Source organism: Achromobacter sp. NPDC058515, from assembly GCF_042721735.1.
Classification (GTDB): Bacteria; Pseudomonadota; Gammaproteobacteria; order Burkholderiales; family Burkholderiaceae_B; genus Achromobacter.
Window position 1 is genome coordinate 118,768 of the sequence record NZ_JBHXNI010000010.1, and the last position, 25,221, is coordinate 143,988.

The 25,221-nt window shown below is 67.4% G+C and carries 22 protein-coding genes; 8 read left to right on the forward strand and 14 right to left on the reverse strand.

Annotation, left to right across the window (positions count from 1 at the left end; translation table 11 throughout):
* Positions 1-46: 46 nt before the first annotated feature.
* Genes ACFWP0_RS18205 through ACFWP0_RS18215 form a run of 3 tightly spaced genes read left to right on the forward strand, consistent with a single transcriptional unit; the run spans position 47 to position 3,872 of the window.
* Positions 47-943, forward strand: coding sequence for an NAD(P)-dependent oxidoreductase (locus ACFWP0_RS18205; RefSeq protein WP_377844317.1), 897 nt, complete (start codon positions 47-49; stop codon positions 941-943).
* 17 nt (positions 944-960) lie between these two features.
* The gene (locus tag ACFWP0_RS18210) at positions 961-1,677 is read left to right on the forward strand and encodes an IclR family transcriptional regulator (RefSeq protein ID WP_377844319.1); all 717 of its coding nucleotides are present in this window, start codon (positions 961-963) and stop codon (positions 1,675-1,677) included.
* Positions 1,678-1,724: 47 nt separating this feature from the next.
* Positions 1,725-3,872: a phosphocholine-specific phospholipase C gene (locus ACFWP0_RS18215; RefSeq protein WP_377844321.1), complete on the forward strand. Its 2,148-nt coding sequence runs from the start codon at positions 1,725-1,727 to the stop codon at positions 3,870-3,872.
* A 113-nt stretch (positions 3,873-3,985) separates the two neighbouring features.
* Here ACFWP0_RS18215 and ACFWP0_RS18220 read toward each other — a convergent pair whose 3' ends face one another.
* From ACFWP0_RS18220 to ACFWP0_RS18250, 7 genes are all read right to left on the reverse strand, one after another.
* Positions 3,986-4,747 carry an ABC transporter ATP-binding protein gene (locus tag ACFWP0_RS18220; RefSeq protein ID WP_377844323.1) on the reverse strand — a complete coding sequence of 254 codons (762 nt, stop codon included), beginning with the start codon at positions 4,745-4,747 and terminating at the stop codon, positions 3,986-3,988.
* Positions 4,747-6,582, reverse strand: coding sequence for an ATP-binding cassette domain-containing protein (locus tag ACFWP0_RS18225; RefSeq protein WP_377844324.1), 1,836 nt, complete (start codon positions 6,580-6,582; stop codon positions 4,747-4,749). The genes ACFWP0_RS18220 and ACFWP0_RS18225 overlap by 1 nt, the downstream gene beginning before the upstream one ends.
* Positions 6,583-6,587: 5 nt before the next feature.
* Positions 6,588-7,625, reverse strand: a complete 1,038-nt coding sequence (locus tag ACFWP0_RS18230; RefSeq protein WP_377844326.1) for a branched-chain amino acid ABC transporter permease — start codon at positions 7,623-7,625, stop codon at positions 6,588-6,590.
* A 166-nt stretch (positions 7,626-7,791) separates the two neighbouring features.
* On the reverse strand, positions 7,792-8,955 hold the full coding sequence (locus ACFWP0_RS18235; RefSeq protein WP_377844327.1) for an ABC transporter substrate-binding protein: 1,164 nt from the start codon (positions 8,953-8,955) through the stop codon (positions 7,792-7,794).
* A gap of 244 nt (positions 8,956-9,199) precedes the next feature.
* Entirely contained in the window at positions 9,200-9,757 is a 558-nt protein-coding gene (locus ACFWP0_RS18240; RefSeq protein WP_377844329.1) for a biotin transporter BioY, read from the reverse strand.
* A 36-nt stretch (positions 9,758-9,793) separates the two neighbouring features.
* Positions 9,794-10,390 (reverse strand): energy-coupling factor transporter transmembrane component T family protein, encoded by a 597-nt coding sequence (locus ACFWP0_RS18245; protein WP_377844331.1) that lies wholly within the window; start codon positions 10,388-10,390, stop codon positions 9,794-9,796.
* Complete coding sequence (locus ACFWP0_RS18250; RefSeq protein WP_377844333.1) at positions 10,387-11,064, reverse strand: energy-coupling factor ABC transporter ATP-binding protein; 678 nt, start codon at positions 11,062-11,064, stop codon at positions 10,387-10,389. Before ACFWP0_RS18250 ends, ACFWP0_RS18245 begins: the two co-directional genes overlap by 4 nt.
* A gap of 52 nt (positions 11,065-11,116) precedes the next feature.
* On the opposite strand from ACFWP0_RS18250, the gene msrB reads away from it, so the two are divergent.
* The 4 genes from msrB (at position 11,117) to ACFWP0_RS18270 (ending at position 13,231) form a co-directional block, all read left to right on the forward strand.
* Positions 11,117-11,515 carry a peptide-methionine (R)-S-oxide reductase MsrB gene (gene msrB, locus ACFWP0_RS18255; RefSeq protein ID WP_377844335.1) on the forward strand — a complete coding sequence of 133 codons (399 nt, stop codon included), beginning with the start codon at positions 11,117-11,119 and terminating at the stop codon, positions 11,513-11,515.
* Entirely contained in the window at positions 11,516-12,097 is a 582-nt protein-coding gene (locus tag ACFWP0_RS18260) for a septation protein A (RefSeq protein WP_377844337.1), read from the forward strand. It abuts the gene before it with no gap.
* 70 nt (positions 12,098-12,167) lie between these two features.
* Positions 12,168-12,437 carry a BolA family transcriptional regulator gene (locus tag ACFWP0_RS18265; RefSeq protein ID WP_171664302.1) on the forward strand — a complete coding sequence of 90 codons (270 nt, stop codon included), beginning with the start codon at positions 12,168-12,170 and terminating at the stop codon, positions 12,435-12,437.
* A gap of 17 nt (positions 12,438-12,454) precedes the next feature.
* Positions 12,455-13,231 carry a peptidylprolyl isomerase gene (locus tag ACFWP0_RS18270; RefSeq protein WP_377844339.1) on the forward strand — a complete coding sequence of 259 codons (777 nt, stop codon included), beginning with the start codon at positions 12,455-12,457 and terminating at the stop codon, positions 13,229-13,231.
* A gap of 107 nt (positions 13,232-13,338) precedes the next feature.
* On the opposite strand, the gene ACFWP0_RS18275 is transcribed toward ACFWP0_RS18270, so the two are convergent.
* Genes ACFWP0_RS18275 through ACFWP0_RS18290 form a run of 4 tightly spaced genes read right to left on the reverse strand, consistent with a single transcriptional unit; the run spans position 13,339 to position 17,364 of the window.
* Positions 13,339-14,334, reverse strand: coding sequence for an alpha/beta fold hydrolase (locus ACFWP0_RS18275; RefSeq protein WP_377844341.1), 996 nt, complete (start codon positions 14,332-14,334; stop codon positions 13,339-13,341).
* Positions 14,335-14,343: 9 nt separating this feature from the next.
* Positions 14,344-15,186 (reverse strand): TauD/TfdA dioxygenase family protein, encoded by an 843-nt coding sequence (locus ACFWP0_RS18280; RefSeq protein WP_377844343.1) that lies wholly within the window; start codon positions 15,184-15,186, stop codon positions 14,344-14,346.
* A 22-nt stretch (positions 15,187-15,208) separates the two neighbouring features.
* A complete protein-coding gene (locus ACFWP0_RS18285; protein WP_377844344.1) occupies positions 15,209-16,357 on the reverse strand; it encodes a M24 family metallopeptidase in 1,149 nt (382 codons plus the stop codon).
* Between the two features lie 23 nt (positions 16,358-16,380).
* Positions 16,381-17,364, reverse strand: coding sequence for a tripartite tricarboxylate transporter substrate binding protein (locus tag ACFWP0_RS18290; protein ID WP_377844346.1), 984 nt, complete (start codon positions 17,362-17,364; stop codon positions 16,381-16,383).
* A 108-nt stretch (positions 17,365-17,472) separates the two neighbouring features.
* On the opposite strand from ACFWP0_RS18290, the gene ACFWP0_RS18295 reads away from it, so the two are divergent.
* On the forward strand, positions 17,473-18,312 hold the full coding sequence (locus ACFWP0_RS18295; protein WP_377844347.1) for an IclR family transcriptional regulator C-terminal domain-containing protein: 840 nt from the start codon (positions 17,473-17,475) through the stop codon (positions 18,310-18,312).
* Positions 18,313-18,324: 12 nt separating this feature from the next.
* On the opposite strand, the gene ligA is transcribed toward ACFWP0_RS18295, so the two are convergent.
* From ligA to smc, 3 genes are read right to left on the reverse strand one after another with little or no spacing between them, the layout of a single operon-like run.
* Positions 18,325-20,424, reverse strand: coding sequence for an NAD-dependent DNA ligase LigA (ligA, locus tag ACFWP0_RS18300; RefSeq protein WP_377844349.1), 2,100 nt, complete (start codon positions 20,422-20,424; stop codon positions 18,325-18,327).
* Complete coding sequence (locus tag ACFWP0_RS18305) at positions 20,424-21,506, reverse strand: cell division protein ZipA C-terminal FtsZ-binding domain-containing protein (RefSeq protein WP_377844351.1); 1,083 nt, start codon at positions 21,504-21,506, stop codon at positions 20,424-20,426. The genes ligA and ACFWP0_RS18305 overlap by 1 nt, the downstream gene beginning before the upstream one ends.
* A gap of 46 nt (positions 21,507-21,552) precedes the next feature.
* Positions 21,553-25,086: a chromosome segregation protein SMC gene (smc, locus tag ACFWP0_RS18310; RefSeq protein ID WP_377844353.1), complete on the reverse strand. Its 3,534-nt coding sequence runs from the start codon at positions 25,084-25,086 to the stop codon at positions 21,553-21,555.
* Between the last annotated feature and the right edge of the window lie 135 nt (positions 25,087-25,221).

Below are 25,221 nucleotides of genomic sequence, written 5' to 3' on the forward strand. Positions count from 1 at the left end.
AGGCCGCACCGTCGGCCTACCCCTTTTTTCTTCGGAGACTATTCTCATGCCTGAATTTCAACGAGCCGGCTTCATCGGCCTGGGCGTCATGGGCGAACCCATCTGCCGCAACCTGGCCGCCAAGGGCGGACTGCCCGTGCTGGGCTGCGACAACGATCCCGCCCCCTTGCAGCGCCTGGCCCCGCATGGCGTGGCAGCCGCGACGGCGGCGCAGATCATGCGCGAATGCGACGTGGTGTTCCTGTCGCTGCCGTCCGGCGAGGTCGTCGCGCAGCTGGCCCGCGCCGCCGACGGCCTGCTGGCGAATGCGCGCAGCGGCCAGCTCATCGTCGACCTGAGCACCTCGCCGGTGGACGTGACGCGCGAACTGGCCGGCGAATTCGCCGCCCGCGGCGCAACCTTCATCGACGCCCCCGTCGCCCGCACGCGCGCCGCCGCGGAGGCCGGCACCCTGTCCGTCATGATCGGCGGCGACGAACCGACCTTTGCGCGGGTCAGGCCGCTGGTCGCGACCTTCGCCAACGAGATCACTTACTGCGGCCCCGTCGGCAGCGGCCAGGTCGTGAAGATCCTGAACAACATGGTGCTGTTCGAGACCGTCGTGGCGCTGTCGGAAGCCCGCGCCATCGCGCGCCGTTCCGGCGTCGATCCGCAGGTTCTGCTGGAGACCTTCACACGCGGTTCCGCCGATAGCTTCGCGTTGCGCAACCACGGCTTAAAGGCTATTCTGCCCGCAGACTTTCCCGAAAAAGCCTTCCCTGTGGAATACGCCCGCAAAGACCTGCGCTACGCGCTGGCGCTGGCTGAACAGACCGGCGTAGAGGCGCTGGGCGCCCGCAACGTTGACCACTGGTTCGACGCCGCGCTCGCCCAGGGCCATGGCAACCGCTACTTCCCGGTCATCAGCCGGGTGATCGACCCGGAGTCGGGAACCACCGCCTAATCACCCCTATCATTCCAATGAGTCGTACCCCTACTCAGGATAATTCCACCGACGGCGTCGCCGCCGTCGAACGCGCCCTGACCATCGTCGGGGCCGTCGCGCAACGCACCGATCCCATCACGCTTGCCGATCTTTCCCGAGCCACGGGGTTTTACAAGAGCACGCTCTTGCGGCTCATCGCGTCGCTTGAAAAGGCGGCGCTGGTGGTGCGCCGCGCCGATGGGCGCTACGCCCTGGGGCCTTACGCCCACCATCTGGGGCGCGCCTATGAAGCCACCTACCGCCTGACGGAAACCATCCTGCCCTTGCTGCAGCAGCTGGTCGACAAGGGCACGGAAAGCGCGTCGTTCCACGTTTATCACGATGCCGAGTCGCGCGTGTGCGTGCTGCGCGTGGATTCGCACCATTCCACGCTGGACCGCATCCGCGTGGGCGACCTCCTCCCGCTGGACAAGGGCGCGGCGGGCAAGCTGCTCACCGCCTACCTGGTAGAGGGCCAGGCGCCCGCGCAAGCGGGCCTCATGCTCACGTCCATGGGCGAACGCGATCCCAACTGCGCCGCCGTCGCCAGCCCGGTGTTCGGGCCCGACGGCGACATCTGCGGCGCCATCTCCCTGTCCGGCCCCAAGGAACGCTTCTCCGCGGCCGCCGTCAAGAAAATGGCCAAACTGGCCCAGGATGCCGCGGCCGAGGCCACCCGGGCGCTCGGCGGACGCTGGCCGTCAGCGAAATAAAAGAAAAGCCGCGTACGCTGCCGGCTTCGGACCGCAAGGCGAACCCCATGCCCAGCAGACGCGAATTTCTCCGCAACAGCGCCTCATTGGCCGGCGCCGGCAGCGCGCTGGCGCTGTTTCCGGCGGCTATCCGCCGCGCCCTGGCGATTCCCGCCAACCGCAGCACTGGCACGATCCGCGATGTCGAGCATATCGTGATCTTCATGCAGGAGAACCGCTCGTTCGACCACTACTTCGGCGGCCTGGCGGGCGTGCGCGGCTTTGGCGACCGCTTCCCCATCCCGGTGCCCGACAGCCCGGATGCGCCGCGCCGCACCGTCTGGGCCCAGTACAACGACAAGCCCGGCGACGGCGCCCCGCGCACCGTGCTGCCGTATCGCCTGGACACGCGCGAAGCCTACGAGACCATGCGCGTGGCCAGCACGCCGCACACCTGGTCCAATGCCCAGGACGCCTGGGACGCGGGCCGCATGGGCAACTGGCCGGCCGCCAAGAAGAACCATTCGATGGCGTACTTCACGGAAAGCGACATGCCCTTCCAGTACGCCATGGCGCGCGCGTTCACGGTGTGCGACGCCTACCACTGCTCGTTCACCGGCGGCACCAATCCGAACCGCCTGTTCCTCTGGACGGGCACGAACGACGGCGAGGGCCGCGGCAACGGCCCCGGGCTGGGCAATGTCTACAACAAGCTCACCGGCGGCGATCCCGCCGGCGCCTATGCCTGGACTACCTACCCCGAGCGGCTGGAGCAGGCCGGCATCAGCTGGCGCATCTACCAGAACATGGCGGACAACTATTCGCTCAATCCCACCGCCGGGTTCAAGGCCTATCGCGACGCCTACCTGGGCCTGCCTGGATCCCTGGCGGCCTTGAAGGAAAAGGCGCTGACCACCCGCGACCTGGACCTCCTGCGCCAGGACGTGCTGGACGGCGCGCTGCCCCAGGTGTCGTGGATCTGCGCCACCAGGGCCGGCTCCGAGCACCCGAGCCCGTCCAGCCCCGCCCAGGGCGCGGACTACACGGCCCGCGTGCTGGACGCCCTGACCGCCAACCCGGAGGTTTGGAGCAAGACGGTGCTGCTGCTGATGTTCGACGAGAACGACGGCTTCTTCGACCACATGCCCCCGCCCGCCCCGCCCTCGCGCGACGCCTCGGGCCGGCTGGCCGGCGCGTCCACGGCGGACACCCGGGGCGAATACCACGAGCGTCTCGCGGGCGTGGAAAAGGACGACACGCCCGCGCACCTGCACGGCGTCTACGGGCTGGGCCCGCGTGTGCCCATGTATGTGCTGTCTCCCTGGACCAAGGGCGGCTGGGTCAATTCCCAGGTGTTCGACCACACCTCGGTGCTGCGCTTCGTGGAGCAGCGCTTTGGCGTGGCGGAGCCCAATATCTCGCCCTGGCGCCGGGCGGTATGCGGCGACCTGACCTCGGTCTTCGATTTCGCCGCGCCGGACCCCGAAGATCTCCTGCGCCGCCTGCCCGCCACCGCCGAGCGCGCCGCCCAGGCCGCGGCGCTGCCGGGCACCGTCGCGCCGCCCGCGCCGATCCGGCCCGCGCTCGCGCGGCAGCAGGCCGGCACCCGGCCCTCGCGCGCGCTGCCCTATGCGCTGCACGCGCATGCCCGCGTCGAAGGCCGCCGCGTCGTGCTGCGCTTCGAGAACACGGGCGCGGCCGGCGCGGTGCTGCATGTGTACGACCGGCAGCATCTGGAAGCGGGCCCGCGCCGCTATACGGTGGAGGCCGGCAAGAGCCTGGAGGACGCTTGGGACACGCCGGACGGCGGACGCTACGACCTGTGGGTGCTGGGACCCAACGGATTTCACCGGCACTGCGCGGGCAGTGCCCGGCCCGCAGCGCCGCCGCTCGAAGTGACGGCCTCCTACGACGGGACCGGCGCGCCGCTGCGGCTGTCGGTGCATAACCCCGGCGCCCAGGTCCGCGCCTGCCGCGTCGCGGCCAATGCCTACGGCCATCCCCGCGATGCCGGCGCCGCGCTGGCCCCGGGCGAAACCGTCATCCTTTCATGGGACATGGCGCGCGTGGGCGGCTGGTACGACATCAGCGTGCATGACAGGGACGACCCCGCTTTCGTGCGCCGGCTGGCCGGACGCATCGAAACCGGCGCGCCCTCCACCTCGGATCCGGCGATGGGACAGGAACTGATACTGCGCTGGACGCCCCAGGCATGAGGCGGCCCGCCCCCTGCGAAGCCGGCGCATGAGGGCTGCGCCCCGGCGGAGGGCAAAGAAAAACGCCGGCGCCTTGCGGCGTCCGGCGTTTTCGCGGGTTGGGCGCGACGCGGTCAGGCCGCTTCGGCGCTCTTGCCCAGGCCCAGATAGCTTTCGATCACCTTGGGGTCGCCGGCCAGTTCGCGCGCCGGGCCGTGCAGGATGACTTCGCCGGTTTCCAGCACGTAGCCGTAGTCCGCCACCTGCAGCGCCGCGCGGGCGTTCTGCTCGACCAGCAGGATCGCCACGCCGGTTTCGCGCAGGCGCGCGATGATGTGGAAGATCTCGCGCACGATGCGCGGGGCGAGACCCAGGCTGGGTTCGTCGAGCATCAGCAAGGTGGGCTTGGCCATGAGCGCGCGGCCGACCGCCAGCATCTGGCGTTCGCCGCCGGACAGCGTGCCTGCCTGCTGCGCGCGCCGTTCGCGCAGGCGCGGGAACAGGTCGAAGACTTCGTTCAGGGTGTCGCGCCAGCCGCTTTCGCGGGCGCGGTAGCGGCGGAATCCGCCCAGCAGCAGGTTGTCCTCCACCGACATGGTCCCGAACAGCTCGCGGCGCTCGGGCACCAGCGACATGCCGGCCGCCACGCGGCGCTCCACCGGCCAGCCCGACACGTCGGCGCCGGCGTACTGCACCTTGCCGGCCGAATGGCCGGTCTGGGGCAAGGAGCCCATGACGGCGTTTAGCATGGTGGACTTGCCGGCGCCGTTGGCGCCGATCACCGTCACGATGCTGCCAGCGGGCACGGTGAGCGTGGCGCCCGCCAGCGCGCCGACCTTGCCGTAGCGGGCCGACAGGCTGGTGACTTCAAGAACGGAAGGTTGCGTCGCGCTCATCACACGCCTCCTGCGGACACGGGCTTGGCCTGGTCCGCTTCGGGCAGGTCGTCATCGATGCCGCCCAGATAGGCTTCCAGCACCGCCGGGTTCTTTTGCACGTCGGCCGGCACGCCTTCGGCCAGCTTGGTGCCGAAATCCATCACCACGAGGTGGTTGGTCAGGCGCATCACAAAATCCATATCGTGTTCGACAAGCAGAATGCTCATGCCTTCCGCGCGCAGCTGCTCCAGCACGCGCGCCAGGTCTTGTTTTTCCTTGTAGCGCAGGCCGGCGGCGGGTTCGTCCAGCAGCAGCAGCACCGGGTCCGAGGCCAGGGCCCGCGCGATCTCCAGGATGCGCTGCTGTCCCAGCGCCAGGTTGCCCGCCTGTTCATACAGGTATTCGCCCAGGCCCACGCGCTTGATCTGCTGGGCGGCTTCGTGCAGCAACTGCGCCTCGCGGGCGCGGTCCGAGTGCAAGGCCCCGGCCAGCACGCCAACGTCCGAGCGCAGGTGCGCGCCCAGCGCCACGTTTTCCAGCACGGTCATGCCCGGCAGCAGCTGGACGTGCTGGAACGTGCGGCCCACGCCCAGCTTGGCGATCTCGCGCGCCGAGCGGTTGTCGATGCGCTGGCCCATGAACGTGACCTTGCCGCGCGTCACCGGCAGCACGCCGCTGATCAGGTTGAAGGTCGTGCTTTTGCCGGCGCCGTTGGGGCCGATCAGGCCCATGATCTCGCCGGAGCTGACCTTGAAGGTGATGTCGTTGACGGCGACCAGGCCGCCGAATTCCTTGCGGATGGCGTCGACTTCAAGCACCACCTGGCCCGGCTGCGGACGCTCGCGCGCCGGCAGGGCGGGCGCCGAGACGGGCGGCGCCAGGTTGCGGCGCGAGCCGTCGGCGCCGGTAATGCTGCTCCACCAGGCCGCGAGGATCGGCCACAGGCCGTTGCGCGCGTACTGCAGCATCAGGATCAGCAGGACGCCGAAGACGATCATCTCGAAGTTGGCGTTCGTGTCCAGCAGCTTGGGCAGCAGGTTCTGCAGCTGGTCCTTCAGCACCAGGATGACGCTTGCGCCCAGCAAGGCGCCCCAGACATAGCCCGCGCCGCCAACCACCGCCATGAACAGGTATTCGATGCCGTAGTTGATGCCGAACGGGCTGGGGCTGACGGCGCGCTGCATGTGCGCGTACAGCCAGCCCGACACGCAGGCGAGCAAGGCGGCCCAGACGAAGATCACGACCTTGTAGGCGGCGGTGTTGACGCCCATCGACTCGGCCATGCCCGCCCCGCTCTTCAAGGCGCGGATGGCGCGGCCGGGACGCGAATTCAGCAGGTTGCGGGTCGCCCAGAGCGCCAGCAGCACGAACACCCAGATCAGGTAGTAGATGTGGCGGCCATTGGCCAGCGAGATGCCGAAGATGCTGATGGGCTCGATGCCGGCGATGCCGTCGTGCTTGCCCAGCCAGTCGATGTTGCCGAACAGGAAATACAGCGACAGGCCCCAGGCGATGGTGCCCAACGGCAGGTAGTGGCCCGACAGGCGCAGCGTGATCGCGCCCAGCAGATAGGCCACCACGGCCGTCAGCACCAGGCCCGCCGGCAGCGCCAGCCAGGGCGACACGTCGTATTGCGTGGTCAGGTACGCGGTGGTGTAGGCGCCCAGGCCGACGAACGCCGCCTGGCCGAAGGACGTCAGGCCGCCGACGCCGGTCAGCAGCACCAGGCCCAGCACGACCAGGCTGGCCAGGCCGATGTAATTGAGTTGCGTCACCCAGAATTCGGGCGTGGCCGACACCAGGGGCAGGCCCGCCAGGACCACGAGGAATACGGCAAGCAGAATGCGGTTCATGGCGTTTACTCCTCTTCGTCCACGTGATGGGTGCTGAACGAACGCCAGACCAGAACCGGGATAATCAAGGTAAAGACGATCACTTCCTTATAGGCGCTGGCCCAGAAGGACGAGAAGGATTCCAGCACGCCGACCAGCAGCGAGCCCGCCGCCGCGATCGGGTAGCTGGCCAGGCCGCCAATGATGGCGCCCACGAAGCCCTTCAGGCCGATCAGGAAGCCGGTGTCGTAGTAGACGGTGGTGATGGGCGCGATCAGCATGCCGGACATGGCGCCGATGCCCACGGCCAGCGTGAACGTCAGGCTGCCGGACATGGTGGTGCTGATGCCCACCAGGCGGGCGCCGCGGCGGTTGACGGCGGTGGCGCGCAGCGCGCGGCCGTACAGCGTCTTGCCGAAGAACAGCCACAAGGCAACGATGAGCAGCGCGCAAGTCGCGACGACGAACAGGCTTTGGGCGGACCAGACCATGAAGCCCAGGTCGACCTGGCCGCTGACGAACGCCGGCGTGCGCCAGCCCTCGGCGCCGAAGAACACCAGCGCAAGGCCCATCAGCGCGAAGTGCACGGCCACGGAGACGATCAGCAGCACCAGCACGGTGGCTTCAGCCAGCGGCTGGTAGACGATGCGATAGACCATCGGGCCCATCGGAACCACCAGCAGCAGCGTCAGCAGCATGTTCAGCCACAGCGAATTATCGGCGGCGGTGTAGCTCGTGATCAGCCAGAGCAGGGCCAAGGGCAGGACGACGCAGGTGACCAGGGCTTTGGGCAGGCCGGCGGCGCTGCGCGCGCGCAAGGCGCGCAGCAGCTCAAGCGCCAGGCAGACGGCGCCCAACAGCGGCAGCAGGTAGGCGGTGCCGGGCACCTTGCCATCCACCAGCATGGCCAGGGTCAGGGCGCCGAACGCCACGAACTCGCCCTGGGGAATGAAAATGACGCGCGTAACGGCGAAAACCAGCACCAGAGCCATGCCCAGAAGGGCATAGATAGCGCCGTTGACGACACCGTCTTGCAGCAGGATCAGCGCAATTGATGAATCCATCTAACAACTACCTTGTGGTTTCTTTGTGTTCCGACCCCTCCCGGAACACTGATACGACACACCGGCCGGAAAGGCCGGTGCGAAGCATTGCTCGGGTGCCGCGCGAGTGGCGCCATACAGGCGACGCCATGCGCCGCGCACCCGTGGATCGGGCAATCCTGGGGACTTACAGGCCGGGCTGGTAGACCCACTTGCCGCCTTCCACCTTGACGATGACGCGCGAGCGCTCGTCAAAGCCGGCGTGGTCGGTGGGCGACATGTTGAACACGCCTTGCGAGGCAGCCAGGTCCTTCACGCCTTCCAGCGCGTCGCGCATCGCGGCGCGGAACTCGGGCGTGCCGGGCTTGGCGCCCGACTTCAGCGCCACCGGCAATGCGGCCACGACCAGCTGGCCGGCATCCCACATGTGGCCGCCGAACGTATTGGTCGAACCGGCGCCGTTGGCCTTTTCGTAGGTTTCGACGTAGGCCAGGGCCGACTTCTTCACCGGGTTGCTGTCGGGCAGCTGGGCGGCGACCAGCAGCGGGCCGGCCGGCAGCAGCATGCCGTCGCAATCCTTGCCGCAGACGCGCAGCACATCGTTGTTGGCGGCGCCGTGGGTCTGATAGATGGTGCCGCCGTAGTTGCGGGCCTTCAGTTCCTTTTGCGGCAGCGCGGACGGGGTGCCGGCGCCGGCGATCAGGATGGCGTCCGGCTTTGCGCCAACCAGCTTGAGCACCTGGCCCGTCACGCTGGTGTCGGTGCGGCCGTACTTTTCAACGGCGACGATCTCGATGCCCTTGGCCTTGGCGGCCTTTTGCATCACGTCCAGCCAGCCGTCGCCGTAGGCGTCGGCAAAGCCGATGAAGCCCAGCGTCTTGACCTTGGACTTGGCCATGGCGTCGGCCAGGGCGCCGGCCATCAGCGCGTCGTTCTGGGGGGTCTTGAAGACCCAGCGGCGCTTGTCGTCCACGGGCTCGACGATCTTGGCGCTGGCGGCCACGCTGATCATCGGGACCTTGGCTTCAGCGGCCACGTCCACCATGGCCAGCGAGCCCGGCGTCACGGAGGTGCCGATCAGCACGTCGACCTTGTCGTCCGAAGCCAGCTTGCGCGAGTTCTTGACGGCTTGCGTCGTGTCGGTGGCGTCGTCCAGGACGATCCATTCGATCTTCTGGCCGGCCACTTCCTTGGGCAGCAGCGCCACGGTATTGCGCTCGGGGATACCCAGCGACGCGGCGGGACCGGTGCTGGACACCGTGACGCCTACCTTGACCTGTGCGCTCGCCAGGAGCGGCAGGGTCAGGGCTACAGCGGCAGCCGCCGCGGACAAGCCGAAGTGCTTGCGCATATTTTTGTCTCCTGTGGTGGCTCTTATGTGCCTCGAGCGAGGCGAAGCGAGCCTGTTTAAAGTTATACAGAAAAAAATATTATAGGGTTAAAAGAGTATCAAATGACTTCGCGCAACTACGGTAATTCCCTGATGTGCTACGGAAAACCTCTTTTAGCAAACGCATTCGTTAATGGCGAACTTGTACTAGAAAAGAAAACCGCGCGTCAGTTGGGGGATTCCCTTGGACGGCCCTTGCGCCCCGTCAGCGCCCCAGCAGCGGCCACACGCGCTCGACGCGCGAGGCCACCCAGGCCGCCACGACGGCCTTGATCAGATCGCCCGGCAGGAACACAGCCACCGCCGTCGCGGCCTTGGACAGCTCCATCTTCGTCACGGCGGCCAGCCAGGGCACGCCGAAGGCGTACACCACCGCAATCCCGCCGATGACGCAGGCGGTCACATAGCCTGCCCAACGCATCCAGGCGCCCGTGGCGCGGGCCGCCAACTGGCGCGCCAGCCAGCCGGTCACGAAAGCGCCCGCCACCATGCCGACCAGGAAGCCCCCTGTCGGGCCGAAGAAGGCGCCGAGCCCGCCGCGCCCCCCGGGGAGCACGGGCAGGCCCACTGCGGCCAGCGCCAGGTACAACAGGCAGGCCAACGCGCCGCGCAGCGGCCCCAGCATCGCGCCGGCCAGCATGGCGCCCAGCGTCTGCAAGGTGATGGGCACCGGGATGCCGGGCAACGGAATCGGCGGCATCAGGCTCAGGACGACGATCAGCGCCGCAAACAGCGCGACCAGCACCGTGTTGTTGGATTTCATGGTTTCCCCTTTGTTTTCAAGACGAGCGCGCCGCCGTCAGGGGCTGCGCGCATCAATGGCTTCCGAGACTTCCTGGGCGCGCTTCAAAGTCAGCACGATCAGCGGCACGATCAGCGCGACGGGATTGGCCCCCAGCCCGCGCGCCGCCTGGGCTTCGCGGATTTCCTGGAAGTTGCGCCAGATTTCGGGCACGAAGCGCAGCGTCAAGGCCAGCGCCAGCGCCACCTTGCCGGCGTCCACCAGGCCAATGCGTTCAAGCGGCGCCAGCGCCCTCTCGCACACGGCGATCAGGTCCGATGTGCGGGTGGCGAGCGTCACCGCCAACGCCAGGCCGACCATCGCAGCCACGCGCAACACGACGGCAAGCGCCTCGACCGCGCCCTGAAACCAGCCCGTGAACAGCGCCACGGCCAGCAGCACCCAGAGCAGCCCGCGCACCTGGCGCCACACGGCCGCCAGGCCTGCGCCCGTGGACCACACCAAGGCCGCCGACACGGCAAACGCCAGCGCCAGCCAGCGCGGGTCGCGCAGCATGAACAAACCCGCGCCCGCCGCCATCAGCGCCAGCAACTTCAGCCACGCCGGCAGGCGGTGCAGCGGCGAGGAGCCCGCCAGGTATAGCGGCTCCATCATGCGCAATGCTCCCGATACCAGCGCAGGGCCGCGGCCGGCGCGTCGTCGGCCGCGATATTGCCGTCGCGCACGACCAGCACCCGGTCGAAATCCTCCAGCAGTTCCAGGTCGTGGCTAACGACGATGGCGTCATGGGGCAGCCCGGCGATGGCGTTGCGCACGCGGTTGCGGTTGCGCAGGTCCAGCTGGGTGGTGGGCTCGTCGAACACGATCAGCGCCGGCTCCATGACCAGCACCGCCGCCAGCGCCACCAGCTGGCGCTCGCCGCCGGACAGGGTGTGGCTGCTGCGGTCGGCCAGATGCCCCACGCCCAGGCTGCCCAGCCGGGCTTCGATCCGGGCCTCGCGCTGCTGGCGGTCGGGCGCCAGGCGCTTCAGGCCAAACGCCAGGTCTTCGCGCACGATGGGAAAGACAATCTGGTTCTCGGGGTTCTGGAAGACAAAGCCGACCCGCCCCCGCACGGCCTTCAGGTCCTGCCGCGTGTCCAGGCCGTCGACCCGCACGCTGCCCGAGGACGGCATCACCAGCCCGTTGATCAGGCGCGCCAGGGTGCTCTTGCCGGCGCCATTGGGGCCGACGATGCCGATGCGGCGTTCGGCCAGGGTCGCGCTCACCCCGCGCAACACTTCCGCCTGGGGCGTGGATACTACCGCCTGGTCAAACTCGATTAACATGGGGCGGGATTATGCCCGAACCATTTCGGGCATCGGGACTCCAAGAGCTCATATGGAAAAAGTACGCAAATCCGACGCCGAATGGCGGGCCCAGCTTTCCCCCGAAGAATACGTTGTCACCCGAGAAAAGGGTACTGAACGCGCATTCACGGGGCGTTACTGGGATACGTTCACGCACGGCATCTACCGCTGCGTGGGTTGTGGCACGGCGCTGTTCGCATCCGACACCAAATTCGACGCCGGCTGCGGCTGGCCCAGCTACTTCCAGGCGCTGGACCCCGCGCTGGTGCGCGAAGAGCGCGACGCCAGCCACGGCATGGTGCGCACCGAGGTGCTGTGCAACGTCTGCGACTCGCACCTGGGACACGTCTTTCCCGACGGCCCCGAGCCCACCGGCCTGCGCTACTGCATCAATTCCCTGTCGATGACGTTTGAACCCATAGAAGACTGAATGAAGAAGTTTCTGTTCGACCTGTTTCCGCTGTTCCTGTTCTTCATCGCCTACCGGTTCACGGACATCTTCATCGCCACCGGCGTCGCCATGGCGGCGGCGGTGCTGCAGATCGTCTGGCTGAAGGCGACCGGCCGGGCCACCGAAGCCATGCACTGGATCAACCTCACGGTCATCCTCGTTTTCGGTGGAGCCACCATCTGGCTGCACAGCGACGTCTTCATCAAGTGGAAGCCCACGGTGCTCTACTGGATGTTCGGCGGCGCGCTGGTGTTTGCCCGCCTGTTGTTCGGCCGCAACCTGATCCGCCGCCTGATGGAAAAGCAGATCCAGCTGCCGGATGCGGCGTGGGACAAGCTGAACATGGTCTGGGCCGCCTTCTTCCTGGTCGCCGGCGCGCTCAACCTGTATGTGGCGTTTTCCGGCCATTTCACCGAGTCGCAATGGGTCAGCTTCAAGGCCTTTGGCCTGATGGGGCTGATGGTCGTTTTCGTGATCGCGCAGTCGGTGTGGCTGGGCAAGCACATCCAGACCGAGGAGAACACGCCCTCGGGCTCCGGCACCCCGCCCGGACAGCCCTGAACCGGCCGACGGCCCCCTCATGGCGCGCCCGCCACCAGGGCCGGCGCGCCGGAACTTTCACCTTGCCGCCATGTCAGAAACCACCGATCGCATCACCCTGATCCGGGAACGGCTCGCCGTCCTGGAACCTGTCAGCCTGGATATCCTGGACGACTCGCATTTGCATGCCGGCCACGAAGGCAGTAAAAACGGCGCCGGCCACTATCGCGTAATCATCGTAGCGCCTTGCTTTGCGGGGCTCTCCGCCGTTGCGCGGCATAGGCTGGTGTATCATCATTTGCAAGATTTGATCCCTTATCCGATTCATGCGCTTGCGCTAGATGCCCAGGCTCCCAAATAGAAAGTAAAAGGATATTCATGAAACGCATCGTCATGCTGGCTGCGGCCTGCGTCATCGCTGTGCCTGCTTTTGCGCAGAACGTGGCTACCGTCAACGGCAAGGCCATCCCGCAGAAGAATCTGGATCAATTCGTCAAGCTGCTGGTCAGCCAGGGCGCGACCGATTCGCCGCAATTGCGCGAACAGGTCAAGCAGGAAATGATCAACCGCCAGATCTTCGTGCAAGCCGCCGAATCGAGCGGAATCGCCAAGCAAGCCGACGTCCAGACTGAAATCGAACTTGCCCGCCAAGGCATCCTGGTCCGCGCCCTGATGGCCGACTACCTGGCCAAGAACCCGGTTTCGGACGCCAAGGTCACGGCGGAATACGAGAAGATCAAGAAAGAACAGGCCGGCAAGATGGAATACAAGGTCCGTCACATCCTCGTCGCGGACGAGAAGGCGGCCAATGACCTGCTGGCCCAGCTCAAGAGCAACAAGGGCAAGTTCGACGACCTGGCCAAGAAGAACTCCAAGGACCCCGGCAGCGCCGAAAAGGGCGGCGACCTGGGTTGGGCTCCCCCGACCAACTACGTCCAGCCGTTCGCGCAGGCCGTGACGCAGCTGAAGAAGGGCGAACTGGTCGACAAGCCGGTGCAGACCCAATTCGGCTGGCACATCATCATGGTTGACGACACCCGCCCGGTGGAATTCCCGCCGCTGGATCAAGTGCGTCCGCAACTGGAAGAAATGCTGCGCCAGCAAACCCTGGCCGACTACCAGAAGCAGCTGCGCGACAAGGCCAAGATTCAGTAAGCCTGCGCCAGACAAGAAACTGCCCGCAATCGCGGGCAGTTTTTTTTGCCTGCCCTCCTTGCGCGGCCAGATCCGCTGCCCGCCCGGGGACGGCCCCCCACCGCTTCCTAAGCCAGCGCCCGCGCCAGATACGTCCGCCAGAGACTGCCTTCCAGCAAGGGCGACAGATGGCCGTACCGGCCGGCGACCCTTGTCCTCACGATGTTGGAGGGGTACGGCGCCTCCATCTGGACGCTAGGATCGTCGGGCGGAAAGAGCGCGTCCGATTCACAGCGCAACCAATGCACCGGCGTTGACGTCGTCAGCAAGGCCTTGAGCGTGTCGTAGCGGCAGGCGGACGCTCTGAGCGCCGCCATGGACCAGGGCGAAAAGCGCGCGGCCCAGGCCGAGGCCTCCGCCCGTAGGCGCAGCTCAGGATCGGGCTCTCCGGCGTCGGCGAGCCATCGGCCATAGCCATGGCCGCGCAAGGTCGCGCATCGCATCTCGACCCAGCCGTTCCACGCGTCCAAGTCGCCCGCCTCCAGCGCGGCGGCAAGCCCGCGCAGGCGCAGCACATCCGCCTCGCTTCCGCTGCCGCGTGGAGCCGACGCCAGCGCCACGACCCGCCCGACCGGCAGGGGCGACGCCACGGCCCATTGGAACGCCTGGTAGCCGCCATAGGAGTATCCCACCACGGCATCCAGGCGCTCCACACCCATCGCGCGCAGCCATTCTCCTTGCAGGCGCACGCCGTCGGCGATTGAAACGGCCGGAAATGCGCCTGCCGCCCGGCCGGCCGGGCCACTGCTGCCGAAGCAGGAGCCCAGCGCATTCGGCGCCAGGACACAGGTATGGCGGGTATCCAGCGCCAAACCCGGCCCCAGCCACGGACTCGCCCAGCCGGCATCGGCATGCGAGGGCTCCCGGTCCATGCGCAAAGCCTGCTGGCTGCCGGATATGCCGTGCAGAAGCATCACCACCGATCGCGCGCGCGCGGGCGCCGGGCCGAACCGCGACCAGGCCAGCCTGGCGGGCGCCAGGCTGCCGCCGCCATCGAGCGGCAATGCGTCAAGCTGCGTCACTCCGGCCGTGGCCTCGTAGTCTGGCGGCGCGCATGCGGACATTTTCTGCTCCTAGACCGGGCGCTCGCCCATGACCGTGGTGCGATGGATCGTGCGGCGCATGCTGGCCGGGAGCTCGCGCGTCGTCGCCTTATGCATCACGCAGCGGTTGTCCCACATCACCACGTCGCCCGGCGCCCATTGCAGCGCATATTGATACTTCTCCTGTGTGCAGTGCGCGAACAGCTTTTCCAGCAGTTCCTGGCTCTCGGCCTCTCCCCAGCCGGACACCTCTGCCGTCATGCCCGGGTGCACGTACAGCGCCCGGCGGCCCGTCTCCGGGTGGGTGCGCACGATGGGATGCTCCACGTCCGGCGTGCCGGCCAGTTGACTCGCGTCCATCGTCACTCGCGTCCCTTCGTCGGCGCGCGTGCTCTTGCGCCGGTAGCGGTGAATCGCCCGCAGGCCCGCCACCAGGGATTTTGTCGCGTCGTCCAGTTCCTCATAGGCCTGGTACATGTTGACGAAGAGGGTATTGCCGCCTTCGGGCGGAATCAACCGGGCATTGAGGATCGTGGCCTTGGCGGGGCACTCGCGAAAGGCGAAGTCGGAGTGCCAGTACGAACCGCCGTCGGCGATGCCCGCGGGCACGCCGTTCTTTACCTCGTTGGACAGCACGAATATCTCGGGGTAGTCGGGATGGTTGTACTGGGCCAGCACATGGATATCCAGCTCGCCCAGACGGCGGCTGAAGCGCAACTGGCCTTCGGGCGACAGGCGCTGGTCCTTGAAGACCAGCAGCTGGTGGCGAAGGAACAAGGCGTTCACCGCCTCAAAGCCCGTGTCGTCCAGCGCTTCAAGATCCACGCCGCGCACTTCGGCGCCGATCAGGGAACTCAGGGGATTCGCTTTCATGGTTAGACTCCGGCAAGCAGTATCAGGGAAGACGATGCACGCGCGCCTCGGTGCGCACCAGCGGCTCGGCGCCGTGTTCGCCGATCAGCACCGGGTATTCGAGCCGCATTCCGCCCACGCCCGGCCGGTACAAGTGCGTGCCAAGCGCCACCACCATGCCCGGCGTCACGACGTCGCGGCTGCGCAGGTTGATAAAAGGCCTGGTGCGCGCGCAGGTGCCCAGGCCATGGCCAAACAGCGGCAGGCCGAACTCGCTTAACCCATGCTTTTCGAATATGGCGATTCCGCGGCTCGCGCACTCGGCGATGGGCCGCCCGGGCGTCAGCGAATCGAGCATGGTGTGGACCGTCTCTTCCCAGCAATCGATCATCTTGCTCTGGGCCGCGTCCGGCTTGCCCAGAAAGACGGGCAAGGCGGTGTCCGCCATGTACAGATCCAGCAGCGGGTGCAAGTCCAGGATGACGAATTCGTTGGCCTGGATTGCGCGGTCGGTCGCCTGCTGGGTGACCCCGCGCAGAAAGCCCGTGCGTTCCCCCGCCCCGACTTCGGTGCCCCCCGTCACCGCCCACGACCAGGTGCTGCCCCGCCGCCGGATCGCGCGCTCGATTTCCCCCGCAATTTCGTTCTCGGTGGCGCCGACGCGCACCGCGTCCCTGCCTTGCTCGAACCCATAGTCCGACACTTCCGCCGCAAGGCGCAGCCGCGCGATCTCTGCGGCGTCCTTGATCAGCATGACATCGTCGATCACATCCACGCCGTTTTCGAATCGGATGTCAGGAAGATGTTCTTTCAGGTCGAAGTACTCGGCGGCGGTGAGCATGCCCGGAGCCACTTGCGCGGCCCCCGGATGGGCCAGGTCCAGCGCAACCCTGCCCCGCGTCAGCCCATGGTGCTCAAGGCGCTGGCGTATCAATTGCGGAAAGTCCGAGAACTCGAACTCATGCATCTCCATCTCATGCCCCTCGGCGCGCACGCGCGAGGCGTCCATGGCCCAGTAGATGAATTCGCAATGCCCGTCGGCGGTCACCAGCACCGCCCCGCGCCACGGCATGAACGCGCCGCTCAAGTAGTGCAATGCGCCTTGGCGGGTGCCCAGATAGGCGTCATATCCAAGCGCGCGCGCATGCTGGGCCACGCGCTTGCGGCGTGCCGAAAAATCAATGGACTGCATGAAAGACTCCTCGTTCTGTGGATTCATGAAACCGATGCGCCGGACGCCTTGACGACGGGCGCCCATTTCTCGGTTTCGTCGGCGGTGAAGCGGGCAAAGTCGTCGGGAGTGCTGGCCACCGGATCGGCCGCCTGGGATGTCAACTGCTCCCGGACGCGCGGATCGGCCAGCGCGCGGGCAATTTCCTGCTGCAGGCGGTCGACGACCGGACGCGGCGTGCCGGCGGGCGCGAACACGCCTATCCACGACGTCATGGCGTATCCGGGCAGCGTCTCGGCCACCGTCGGGATATCGGGCGCCGCGGGAGAGCGCGACGGCCCCGTCACGGCGATGGCCCGCAGCTTTCCGGCCTTGATCAAGGGCTGCGCAATGACCAGGCTGTCGAAAGCCAGGTCTGCCTGCCCGCCGATCACATCCGTGAGGGCGGGCAGGCTGCCCTTGTAGGGAATGTGCTGCATCTGCACGCCGGCCATCTCGTTGAACAGTTCGCCGGACATATGCATCGATGTGCCGCTCCCGCCCGACGCCCGGTTGAGTTTGCCGGGGTGCGCCTTGGCGTAGGCAATGAGGTCCGCCACCGAGTAAATCGGCAGCTTGGGGTTCACGACCACGACCAGCGGATACGAGACCACCTGGGTCACCGCCGCGAAATCCTTGAGCGGCTGGAATGGCATCGCCTTGTACAGGGTCTGGTTGATGGCGTTGGTGCCTATCGTGCCCATCAGGATCGTGTAGCCATCGGGCGCCGCCTTGGCGACCGCGTCGGCGCCGATGTTCCCGCCCGCGCCCGGCTTTGCCTCGACGATGACGGACACCCCCATGCTCTGCGTCATCCGTTCCGCCAGCAGGCGCGTCACGATCTCGGTAGGTCCGCCTGCGGCGGCCGGCACCACGAAGCGGATGGGTTTGCTGGGAAAGGCGTCGGCGGCAACGGCGGCCGAACTGGCTGCGGTCGCGGCGAACGCGAATACAAGCGCGCCGACGGCGCGCGACAGTCTCCTGCGCATGGCATGTCTCCATAAGTGCGTGGGCGTACCGGCTTTGAGCTTTCCGGCCTTCCCATCTAATTAACGAACAATTGTTCGCTAATTCGCATTTTATGGAGATTGCGCCAGATGTCAAACTACAATCACGGCTCGACCAACACGATCGCCAAGCACATGGACAACAGATTGCCGGAACCGAAGGAAAGGAAAGAGGAGTTTCTCGACAGCCTGGCCAATGGGCTGCAATTGCTGCAGATCTACGCCACGGGCGTCGCGAGCGTCACCGTGCAAGAGGCGGCCGAGCAATTGAGCGTGACGCGGGCGGCGTCGCGCCGCATCCTGCTGACGCTCGAAAAACTGGGATATGTGCGGCTGGACGGCAGAAATTTCGCGCCCACGCCCAAGGTGATGGACTTGGGATATGCCTATTTCGCGTCGTTGAGCCTGCCGAAGCTGACGCGGGCGACGATGCAGGAAGTGGCGCACAGCGTGGGGGAAACGTGCTCCCTGGGCGTGCTGGACCGGCAGCACGTCGTGTTTCTGGCCCGCGAAGAAGCGCCCAAGCTGCTCAAACTGGATTTGTCCGTGGGCAGCAGGCTGCCGGCCTACGCGCATTCGCTCGGCAGGGCATTGCTGTCGACGCTCGACGACGAACGATTGGACGAATACCTGGAAAGCGCCGACTTGAAGCGCCTCACGCCCTACACGACCGTCTCACGCAGCGCGCTGCGCAAGCTCATCCGGCAAGTGCGCCAGGACGGCTACTGCATTTCGGTAAGCGAACTGGTGGATGGCTTTGCCGGCGTCGCCGTTCCCCTGCACAACCACGAAGGAAAGGCGGTCGCGGGCCTGAGCGTCAGCATGGTGCTCGGCTCCCGTTCGCCGGACGAACTGAAAGCCCAGCATCTGCCGGCGCTGCAACGCGCGGCCGCAGCCATCCGCAGCGCCATGCCGCGCAGCAATATCTAGGGCCCGGCGGCTTCAGCCGCCCATCCCCAGCAGCGTCTTCAGCCCGTCTTCGTCCAGCACCGTCACGCCCAGTTCCTGGGCCTTGACGAGCTTGCTGCCCGAATCCTCGCCCGCCACCAGGTAGGCGGTTTTCTTGGAAACCGAGCCGCTGACCTTGCCGCCGGCCGCCTGGATGTGCATGGAGGCCTCTTCGCGCGTCCAGTTGGGCAGCGTGCCCGTCAGCACGAAAGTCTTGCCGGCAAGCGTGGTGCCCTGCGGCGCCGCTTCAGCCACCGGGTCCACGCCCTGCGCCTTCAGCTGCGCGATCACGTCGCGGTTGTGCTGCTCGGCAAAGAAGCGGCGGATGGACGCCGCCACCACCGGCCCCACGTCGGGCACGGAGGACAAGGCGTCTTCATCGGCGTCCATGATGGCGTCGATGCTGCCGAAATGGCGCGCCACGTCGCGCGCGGTGGTCTCGCCCACGTGGCGGATCCCCAGCGCGAACAGCAGGCGGCCCAGTCCGGGCGCCCGCGCCTTTTCGATGGCCGCCACCAGGTTGTCGGCGGACTTCTGGCCCATGCGGTCCAGGCCCACGAGTTCCAGTGGACGCAGGCTGTACAGGTCGGCCAGCGTCTTGACGCGGCCGCTGTCGACCAGCTGGTCCACCAGCTTCTCGCCCAGCCCTTCGATGTCCAGCGCCTTGCGGCTCGCGGCGTGCCACAGCGTCTGCTTGCGCTGCGCGCCGCAGAACAGGCCGCCGGTGCAGCGCGCGATGGTCTCGTCTTCGAGCCGTTCGATGGCCGAGCCGCAGACCGGGCAGGCCGTGGGCATGGCGAATTCCCTGGCGTCGTCCGGCCGCTTTTCCAGCACCGGCCCCAACACTTCGGGAATGACGTCGCCCGCGCGGCGCACGATGACCGTGTCGCCGATGCGCACATCCTTGCGCCGGATCTCGTCTTCGTTGTGCAACGTGGCGTTGGTGACGGTGACGCCGCCCACGAACACGGGCTTCAGGCGCGCGACGGGGGTGATGGCGCCGGTGCGGCCCACCTGGACCTCGATGTCCAGCAAGGTGGTGGTGGCCTCTTCGGCGGCGAACTTGTGCGCCAGCGCAAAGCGCGGCGCGCGCGCCACGAAGCCCAGGACCTTCTGGGCCGGCAGCGAATCCACCTTGTAGACCACGCCGTCGATGTCGTAGGGCAAGCCCGAGCGCGTTGCGCCCACCTTGGCGTAGAAGGCCATCAGGCCTTCGGCGCCGGTGGCCCGATGGTTATGCACCACATTGACAGGCAGGCCCAGGGAGGCCAGCCATTCCAGCATGGCGCCGTGCGACTTTTCGGGCAGCTGGGAGGCTTGCGCGGCGCCCGCCGAAGCTTCGTCGAACAGGCCGGCGCCCGGCAGGCCGTGGACCTCGCCCCAACCATAGGCAAAGAAACGCAAGGGCCGCTTGGCCGTGATGCGAGGGTCCAGCTGGCGCAGGCTGCCCGCGGCCGCATTGCGCGGATTGACGAACACTTTTTCGTCGCGCCTGGCCTGAGCCTGGTTCAGCTTTTCGAAGTCGGCGCGGTTCATCAGCACCTCGCCGCGCACCTCCAGCACCCTCGGGGCGTTGCCCTTCAACTGCAGCGGAATCGCCTTGATCGTGCGGATGTTGGACGTGACGTCCTCGCCTGTCTGGCCATCGCCGCGGGTGGCGGCCTGCACCAGGCGGCCGTCCTCGTAGCGCAGGCTGATCGCCAGGCCGTCGAGCTTCAATTCACAGAAATAGTCGGGCTGCTGCGCCGGACCCAAGAGGCCCGCGCCGCGCAGCGTGTCGGTCACGCGGCGGTCGAACGCGACAACCTCTTCCTCGTCGAAAGCATTGTTCAAGGACAGCATGGGCACCACGTGCCGCACGCTGCCAAAGGCGGATACGGGCGCGGCGCCCACGCGCTGGGTCGGCGATTCCGGCGTCACGAGTTCGGGGTGCTCGGCCTCCAGGGCCTGCAGTTCCCGCATCAGGCCGTCGTACTCGGCATCCGAGACGGAGGGCTCGTCGTAGACGTAATAGCGGACGTTGTGCTGTTCGATCTCGGCGCGCAAGCGCGCCGCGGCTTGCGCCGCGTTGTCGCCACCCGACACGCTGCGCATTACGCAAACACCCTTTGGGCGCGCTCGCTGCCGGCGGGCAGGCCCGCTTGCTCAAGCTGGCCGAACAATACTTGCAGGCGTTCGTCGATGACGGTTTCGGAGCCGTCGGCCAGGGGCTTGCCCTGGTCGTCGACCAGCTCGGCGCGCAGGCGCGCGGCCAGGTCGCGGCCCACGTCCACCATGCGCCCGAAGGCGCGGCTGTCCGCCGGGCTGCACGGCACGTCAAGCAGCAGGTACAGGCGTTCGATGCCGCCCATGCCGGCATCGAAGGCCGCGCCGTCGGCGCGCGCCAGCGTGAAGCGGGCCACGCCGTTCTCGGCGGGCCAGGCCAGGCGGTTGCCGTCGGCGACAAAGCCGGCGTCGCGCGCCACGGACAGCACCTCGGCCGCGGGCTGGGCCGTGCCCAGCAGCAGGGTCAGGCCCACTTGGGTATCCAGGGCGGCGCAGGTGTCGTCCAGGCGGGCGCCCTGCTCCAGGACCGCCTGCTGGTCAGGCCCCTCGATGGTGGCGTCGAAGCGTTCCGCCATGTCCTGGGCGCGGGCCCAGGCCTGCGACCATTCGATGGCGGTCAGCGGACCGCTGCGGTTGGCCAGCAAGACGGCCAGCTGCATGGAGGCATAGGATTCGCCGGCATGGATGCGCGCGCGGTGGCGGCGCTGGTCGGTTTCGGCGAACACGCGCATGGGCTTGCGGCCGACATTGCGCAGGCTTTGCATATAGGGCAGCAGGTCCGCGCCGCGCACGGCTTCGGCAAAGTTGATCTCGATGACCACTTCGCAGGCGGGATCGGGTTCTTCCGAGTCGTCGGCATCGCTGCCGGGATCCACCGGGGCGGGCTGGCCGGGCTGCGCGCGAGGGGCGTCGCCGCCCATGCCGGGCTCGCGGCGGACCGCGGCTGCGGTGGCGCCTGACGCGGCGGCGCCGGTGGCCGCTCCCGCACCCAGCAGGGGATCCTGCTCGGAGGTGGGGAAATGGGTTTGCATCTTGCGCCGGACGCGCCGGTCCTGCCACCAGTTGAATCCCAACACCAGCAGTATCAGCAAGACGCCCAGGGCTATCAGCCCGATCTGCAAATCACTCATGTGTAAATCCCGCGCCAGAAGGGCGGCGCCTTTCTAAATATTGGGTTTATGCCGCTTCGGAGGCCATCATTTGCACGGCCGAATCTATATCTACCGCAACGATACGCGAAACCCCCTGCTCTTGCATGGTCACGCCGATCAATTGCTTGGCCATCTGCATCGCAATCTTGTTGTGCGAGATGAACAGGAACTGGGTTTGCTCGCTCATGTTGGAAACAAGGTTCGCATAGCGTTCCGTGTTGGCGTCGTCCAGCGGCGCGTCCACCTCGTCCAGCAAACAGAACGGAGCGGGGTTCAGCTTGAACAGCGCGAACACCAGGGCCGTCGCGGTCAGGGCCTTTTCGCCGCCCGACAGCAGGTGGATCGTGCTGTTGCGCTTGCCGGGAGGCTGGGCCATGACCTGCACGCCGGCGTCGAGGATTTCCTCGCCCGTCATGCTCAGCCTGGCCTCGCCCCCGCCGAACAGCTTGGGGAAGAGCTCGCCGAAGTGGCCGTTGACGACGTTGAACGTCTCTTGCAGCAGTTCGCGCGTTTCGCGGTCGATCTTGCGGATGGCGTCTTCCAGGGTCTCGATGGCGGTCATCAGGTCCTGGTGCTGCGAATCCAGGAACCCCTTGCGCTCGCGCGAGGTGTTCAATTCATCCAGCGCGGCCAGGTTGACGGAACCCAGGGACTCCATCTGGCGCGAGATGCGGCCCACTTCCTGCTGCAGCCAGCTGGCGCGGCGCCATTCGTCGGGCTGGTTGGCCAGGAACTGAGCCAGCGCCTCGCGGTCGACTTCCCGCGCGTTGAGCTGTTCGGTGAACTGCTCTTCGGCCAGGCGGGCCGCCTGTTCCTGCAACTGCAATTCCATGATGCGCGCGCGGCGCGGTTCCAGCGTCTGCTCCTGCTGCTGCCGGTCTTCGTCGGCGCCCCGCAGCAAGGCGGACAGGTTTTCCATTTCCTGGCGCGCGCGCGACAGCGCTTCCTCGCGCTCGGCGCGCGTTTCCAGGGCGTCCTGCAGGCCGGCCTGCGACGCGGACGCGTCCAGTTCGACCAGGTCTCCCAACAGCTGCTCAAGCTCGACCGTCCCGCGCTGGCTCTGGTCGGCGGCCAGTTGCTGGTTGCGCTGCAGGTCGGTGATGCGGACCTGGATGCCGCGTTCGGCGAATTCGGCTTCCTGGGCGGCGCGTTCCAGCTCGCGCAGGCGGGTGCGGGCGGCTTCGGCCTGGGCGGCCAGCGTTTCGCCGTCCATTTCGGCATCCGAGAACTTGGACTGGTGCTCGGCCAGCTCCTCGTCCAGGGCCTCGAAGCGGGCCTCGGCCTCTTCGCGGGTGGCGCGCAGGTCTTCCTCGTGGACCTTGATTTCTTCCAGGTCCTGGCGCAGGCGCGAGGCGCGCTCGCCGGACTGTTCGGCCTGCTGCTGCAGCCGCGAGTGCTCCAGCTGGATGTCATGCACCCGGCGCGTGACCTCGGCCACGCGGGTGCGCGCCGGGGCAATGGCCTGGGACACCTGCTGCCAGGCCGCTTCGGCGCGGGCGACCGCGGCGCGCGCCTGGTCGGCGATCAGCTGCTGGGCCTTGATCTCGCGCTGCAGGTTCTCGATTTCCTGCTGGCGGGCCAGGAGGCCGGCCTGCTCGGAGTCCGGCGCGTAGAAGCGCACGCTGTGCGCGTCGATCAGGTGGCCGGCCTTGACCACGCAGGCGCTGCCGGCCGGCAGGCTTGCCCGCGAGGCCAGGGCCTGGCCGACGTCGGCGGCGGTATAGATGCCGGCCAGCCACTCGTTGAGCAGCGTGCGCAGGTCGGGGTCCGTGATGCGCAGCAGGCTGGCCAGCGGCGTCAGGCCGGCCGGCGCGGGCGGCGCGGGGGCCGCGGCCGGCAACTGGTAGAACGCCAGGCGGGCGGGCGGCGCGTCCTCGGCGAAGGCGCGCGCCCAGTCCAGGTTGCGCACTTCCATGGAGGCCATGCGTTCGCGCAGCGCGGATTCCAGGGCGGTTTCCCAGCCCGGCTCCACATGCAGCTTCTGCCACAGGCGCGACAGCCCGGCCAGTTCATGCTTGGCCAGCCAGGGTTCCAGCGCGCCCTGCTTCTGCACGTCTTCCTGCAGTTTCACCAGCGCCGACAGGCGGGCTTCCAGGCGCGCCAGGTTCTGGGCGTCGGTCTGGGCGGCCCCCTGGGCGCGGCTGCGCTCGGCATCCGCTTCCGGCACGCGGCCTTCCAGGGTGGCCAGTTCTTCCTGGGCGGCTTCCAGCTGGTCTTCGCCCGCGACGCGGTCGCCGGCCAGTTGTTCCAGGCGCACCGGGTCCGGGCTGTGCAGTTCGCGCAGCTCCTGCTGCAGACGCTCGCGGCGCTGCTCCAGGGTCTGCATCTGGCGATCGGCGTCGCGCTGGGTCTGGGCCACCAGGGCCAGGTTCTGCTCGACGCGGGCCAGCGCCGCGCGCATCTCGTCGCGGCCGGCGGCGGCCTCGCGAACGCGCTGCTCGACCGAGGGCAGGCCCGCCTGGGCGTCTTCGGCCGTGGCGCGCGCCTCTTCGGTGCGGGCGGCGGCCGTGGCCAGGTCGTCTTCGGCCTGGGCGATCTGTTCCGTGCAGTGCTCGCGCTGGCTGGTCCATTCCGCGATCTGCTGGGAAAGCTGGTCGCGGCGCGCCTGCAGGCGGTTGCGGGAGTCCACCACATGGCGGATTTCGGCTTCCAGGCGGCTGACCTGGGCGTTGGCCTCGTACAGCGCGCCTTGCGCGGTATGGACCGCGTCGCTGGCGGCGTAGTGGGCCTGGCGCCGGGATTCCAGCGCGGCCTCGCCCGCCCGCAGGCCGGCAATGGCGGCTTCCAGCTCGTTCTGCGCCTGGGCCATTTCCTGGGTCTTCCTGGCGCGCTCCTCGCGCGCCCCGGTTTCCTTCAGGAACCACAGCGAATGCTGCTTCTTTTCGCCGTCGGCCTGCAGTTCGCGGTAGCGCGTGGCCACCTCGGCCTGGGCTTCCAGCTTTTCAAGCTGGCTGTTCAATTCGCGCAGGATGTCTTCGACGCGGGTCAGGTTCTCGCGCGTGTCGGACAGGCGGTTTTCGGTCTCGCGGCGGCGTTCCTTGTAGCGCGACACGCCCGCGGCTTCTTCCAGGAAGACGCGCAGCTCTTCGGGGCGCGCCTCGATCAGGCGGTTGATCATGCCCTGGCCGATGATGGCGTAGCCGCGCGCGCCCAGGCCCGTGCCCAGGAAGATGTCGTGGATGTCGCGGCGCCGGACCTGCTGGTTGTTGACGAAATAGCTGCTGGTGCCGTCGCGCGTCAGCACGCGGCGCACGGCGATTTCGGCGTAGGTGCTCCATTGGCCCGCGGCCCGCCCCTCGCTGTTGTCGAACACCATTTCCACCGAAGCCCGCGCCGCCGGCTTGCGGTTGCCGGAGCCGTTGAAAATGACGTCCTGCATGGACTCGCCGCGCAGTTCCGAGGCCTTGGCTTCGCCAAGCACCCAGCGCACGGCGTCAATGATGTTCGATTTTCCGCAGCCATTGGGACCCACCACGCCCACCAGTTGGCTGGGCACGGGAATCACGGTGGGATCGACGAAGGACTTGAAGCCGGCGAGTTTTAGCTGAGTAAGACGCACAGTACGATGACGACGGGGGGGGTTGAACGAAAGGCGTTAACGGACCTGCCGCACGGATTGCAAACCGGCCCCATAAGGGCCGGCTCTCATATGGGTCGTATGATACCGCAGGCAGTCTGTCCCCAAACGTTGGCA

Excerpts from the sequence above, each read along its gene's own strand:
- ACFWP0_RS18205 (WP_377844317.1), top strand. The coding sequence starts at position 47 with ATGCCTGAATTTCAACGAGCCGGCTTCATCGGCCTGGGCGTCATGGGC.
- ACFWP0_RS18210 (WP_377844319.1), top strand. The coding sequence starts at position 961 with ATGAGTCGTACCCCTACTCAGGATAATTCCACCGACGGCGTCGCCGCC.
- ACFWP0_RS18215 (WP_377844321.1), top strand. The coding sequence starts at position 1,725 with ATGCCCAGCAGACGCGAATTTCTCCGCAACAGCGCCTCATTGGCCGGC.
- ACFWP0_RS18220 (WP_377844323.1), bottom strand. The coding sequence starts at position 4,747 with ATGAGCGCGACGCAACCTTCCGTTCTTGAAGTCACCAGCCTGTCGGCC.
- ACFWP0_RS18225 (WP_377844324.1), bottom strand. The coding sequence starts at position 6,582 with ATGAACCGCATTCTGCTTGCCGTATTCCTCGTGGTCCTGGCGGGCCTG.
- ACFWP0_RS18230 (WP_377844326.1), bottom strand. The coding sequence starts at position 7,625 with ATGGATTCATCAATTGCGCTGATCCTGCTGCAAGACGGTGTCGTCAAC.
- ACFWP0_RS18235 (WP_377844327.1), bottom strand. The coding sequence starts at position 8,955 with ATGCGCAAGCACTTCGGCTTGTCCGCGGCGGCTGCCGCTGTAGCCCTG.
- ACFWP0_RS18240 (WP_377844329.1), bottom strand. The coding sequence starts at position 9,757 with ATGAAATCCAACAACACGGTGCTGGTCGCGCTGTTTGCGGCGCTGATC.
- ACFWP0_RS18245 (WP_377844331.1), bottom strand. The coding sequence starts at position 10,390 with ATGATGGAGCCGCTATACCTGGCGGGCTCCTCGCCGCTGCACCGCCTG.
- ACFWP0_RS18250 (WP_377844333.1), bottom strand. The coding sequence starts at position 11,064 with ATGTTAATCGAGTTTGACCAGGCGGTAGTATCCACGCCCCAGGCGGAA.
- msrB (WP_377844335.1), top strand. The coding sequence starts at position 11,117 with ATGGAAAAAGTACGCAAATCCGACGCCGAATGGCGGGCCCAGCTTTCC.
- ACFWP0_RS18260 (WP_377844337.1), top strand. The coding sequence starts at position 11,516 with ATGAAGAAGTTTCTGTTCGACCTGTTTCCGCTGTTCCTGTTCTTCATC.
- ACFWP0_RS18265 (WP_171664302.1), top strand. The coding sequence starts at position 12,168 with ATGTCAGAAACCACCGATCGCATCACCCTGATCCGGGAACGGCTCGCC.
- ACFWP0_RS18270 (WP_377844339.1), top strand. The coding sequence starts at position 12,455 with ATGAAACGCATCGTCATGCTGGCTGCGGCCTGCGTCATCGCTGTGCCT.
- ACFWP0_RS18275 (WP_377844341.1), bottom strand. The coding sequence starts at position 14,334 with ATGTCCGCATGCGCGCCGCCAGACTACGAGGCCACGGCCGGAGTGACG.
- ACFWP0_RS18280 (WP_377844343.1), bottom strand. The coding sequence starts at position 15,186 with ATGAAAGCGAATCCCCTGAGTTCCCTGATCGGCGCCGAAGTGCGCGGC.
- ACFWP0_RS18285 (WP_377844344.1), bottom strand. The coding sequence starts at position 16,357 with ATGCAGTCCATTGATTTTTCGGCACGCCGCAAGCGCGTGGCCCAGCAT.
- ACFWP0_RS18290 (WP_377844346.1), bottom strand. The coding sequence starts at position 17,364 with ATGCGCAGGAGACTGTCGCGCGCCGTCGGCGCGCTTGTATTCGCGTTC.
- ACFWP0_RS18295 (WP_377844347.1), top strand. The coding sequence starts at position 17,473 with ATGTCAAACTACAATCACGGCTCGACCAACACGATCGCCAAGCACATG.
- ligA (WP_377844349.1), bottom strand. The coding sequence starts at position 20,424 with ATGCGCAGCGTGTCGGGTGGCGACAACGCGGCGCAAGCCGCGGCGCGC.
- ACFWP0_RS18305 (WP_377844351.1), bottom strand. The coding sequence starts at position 21,506 with ATGAGTGATTTGCAGATCGGGCTGATAGCCCTGGGCGTCTTGCTGATA.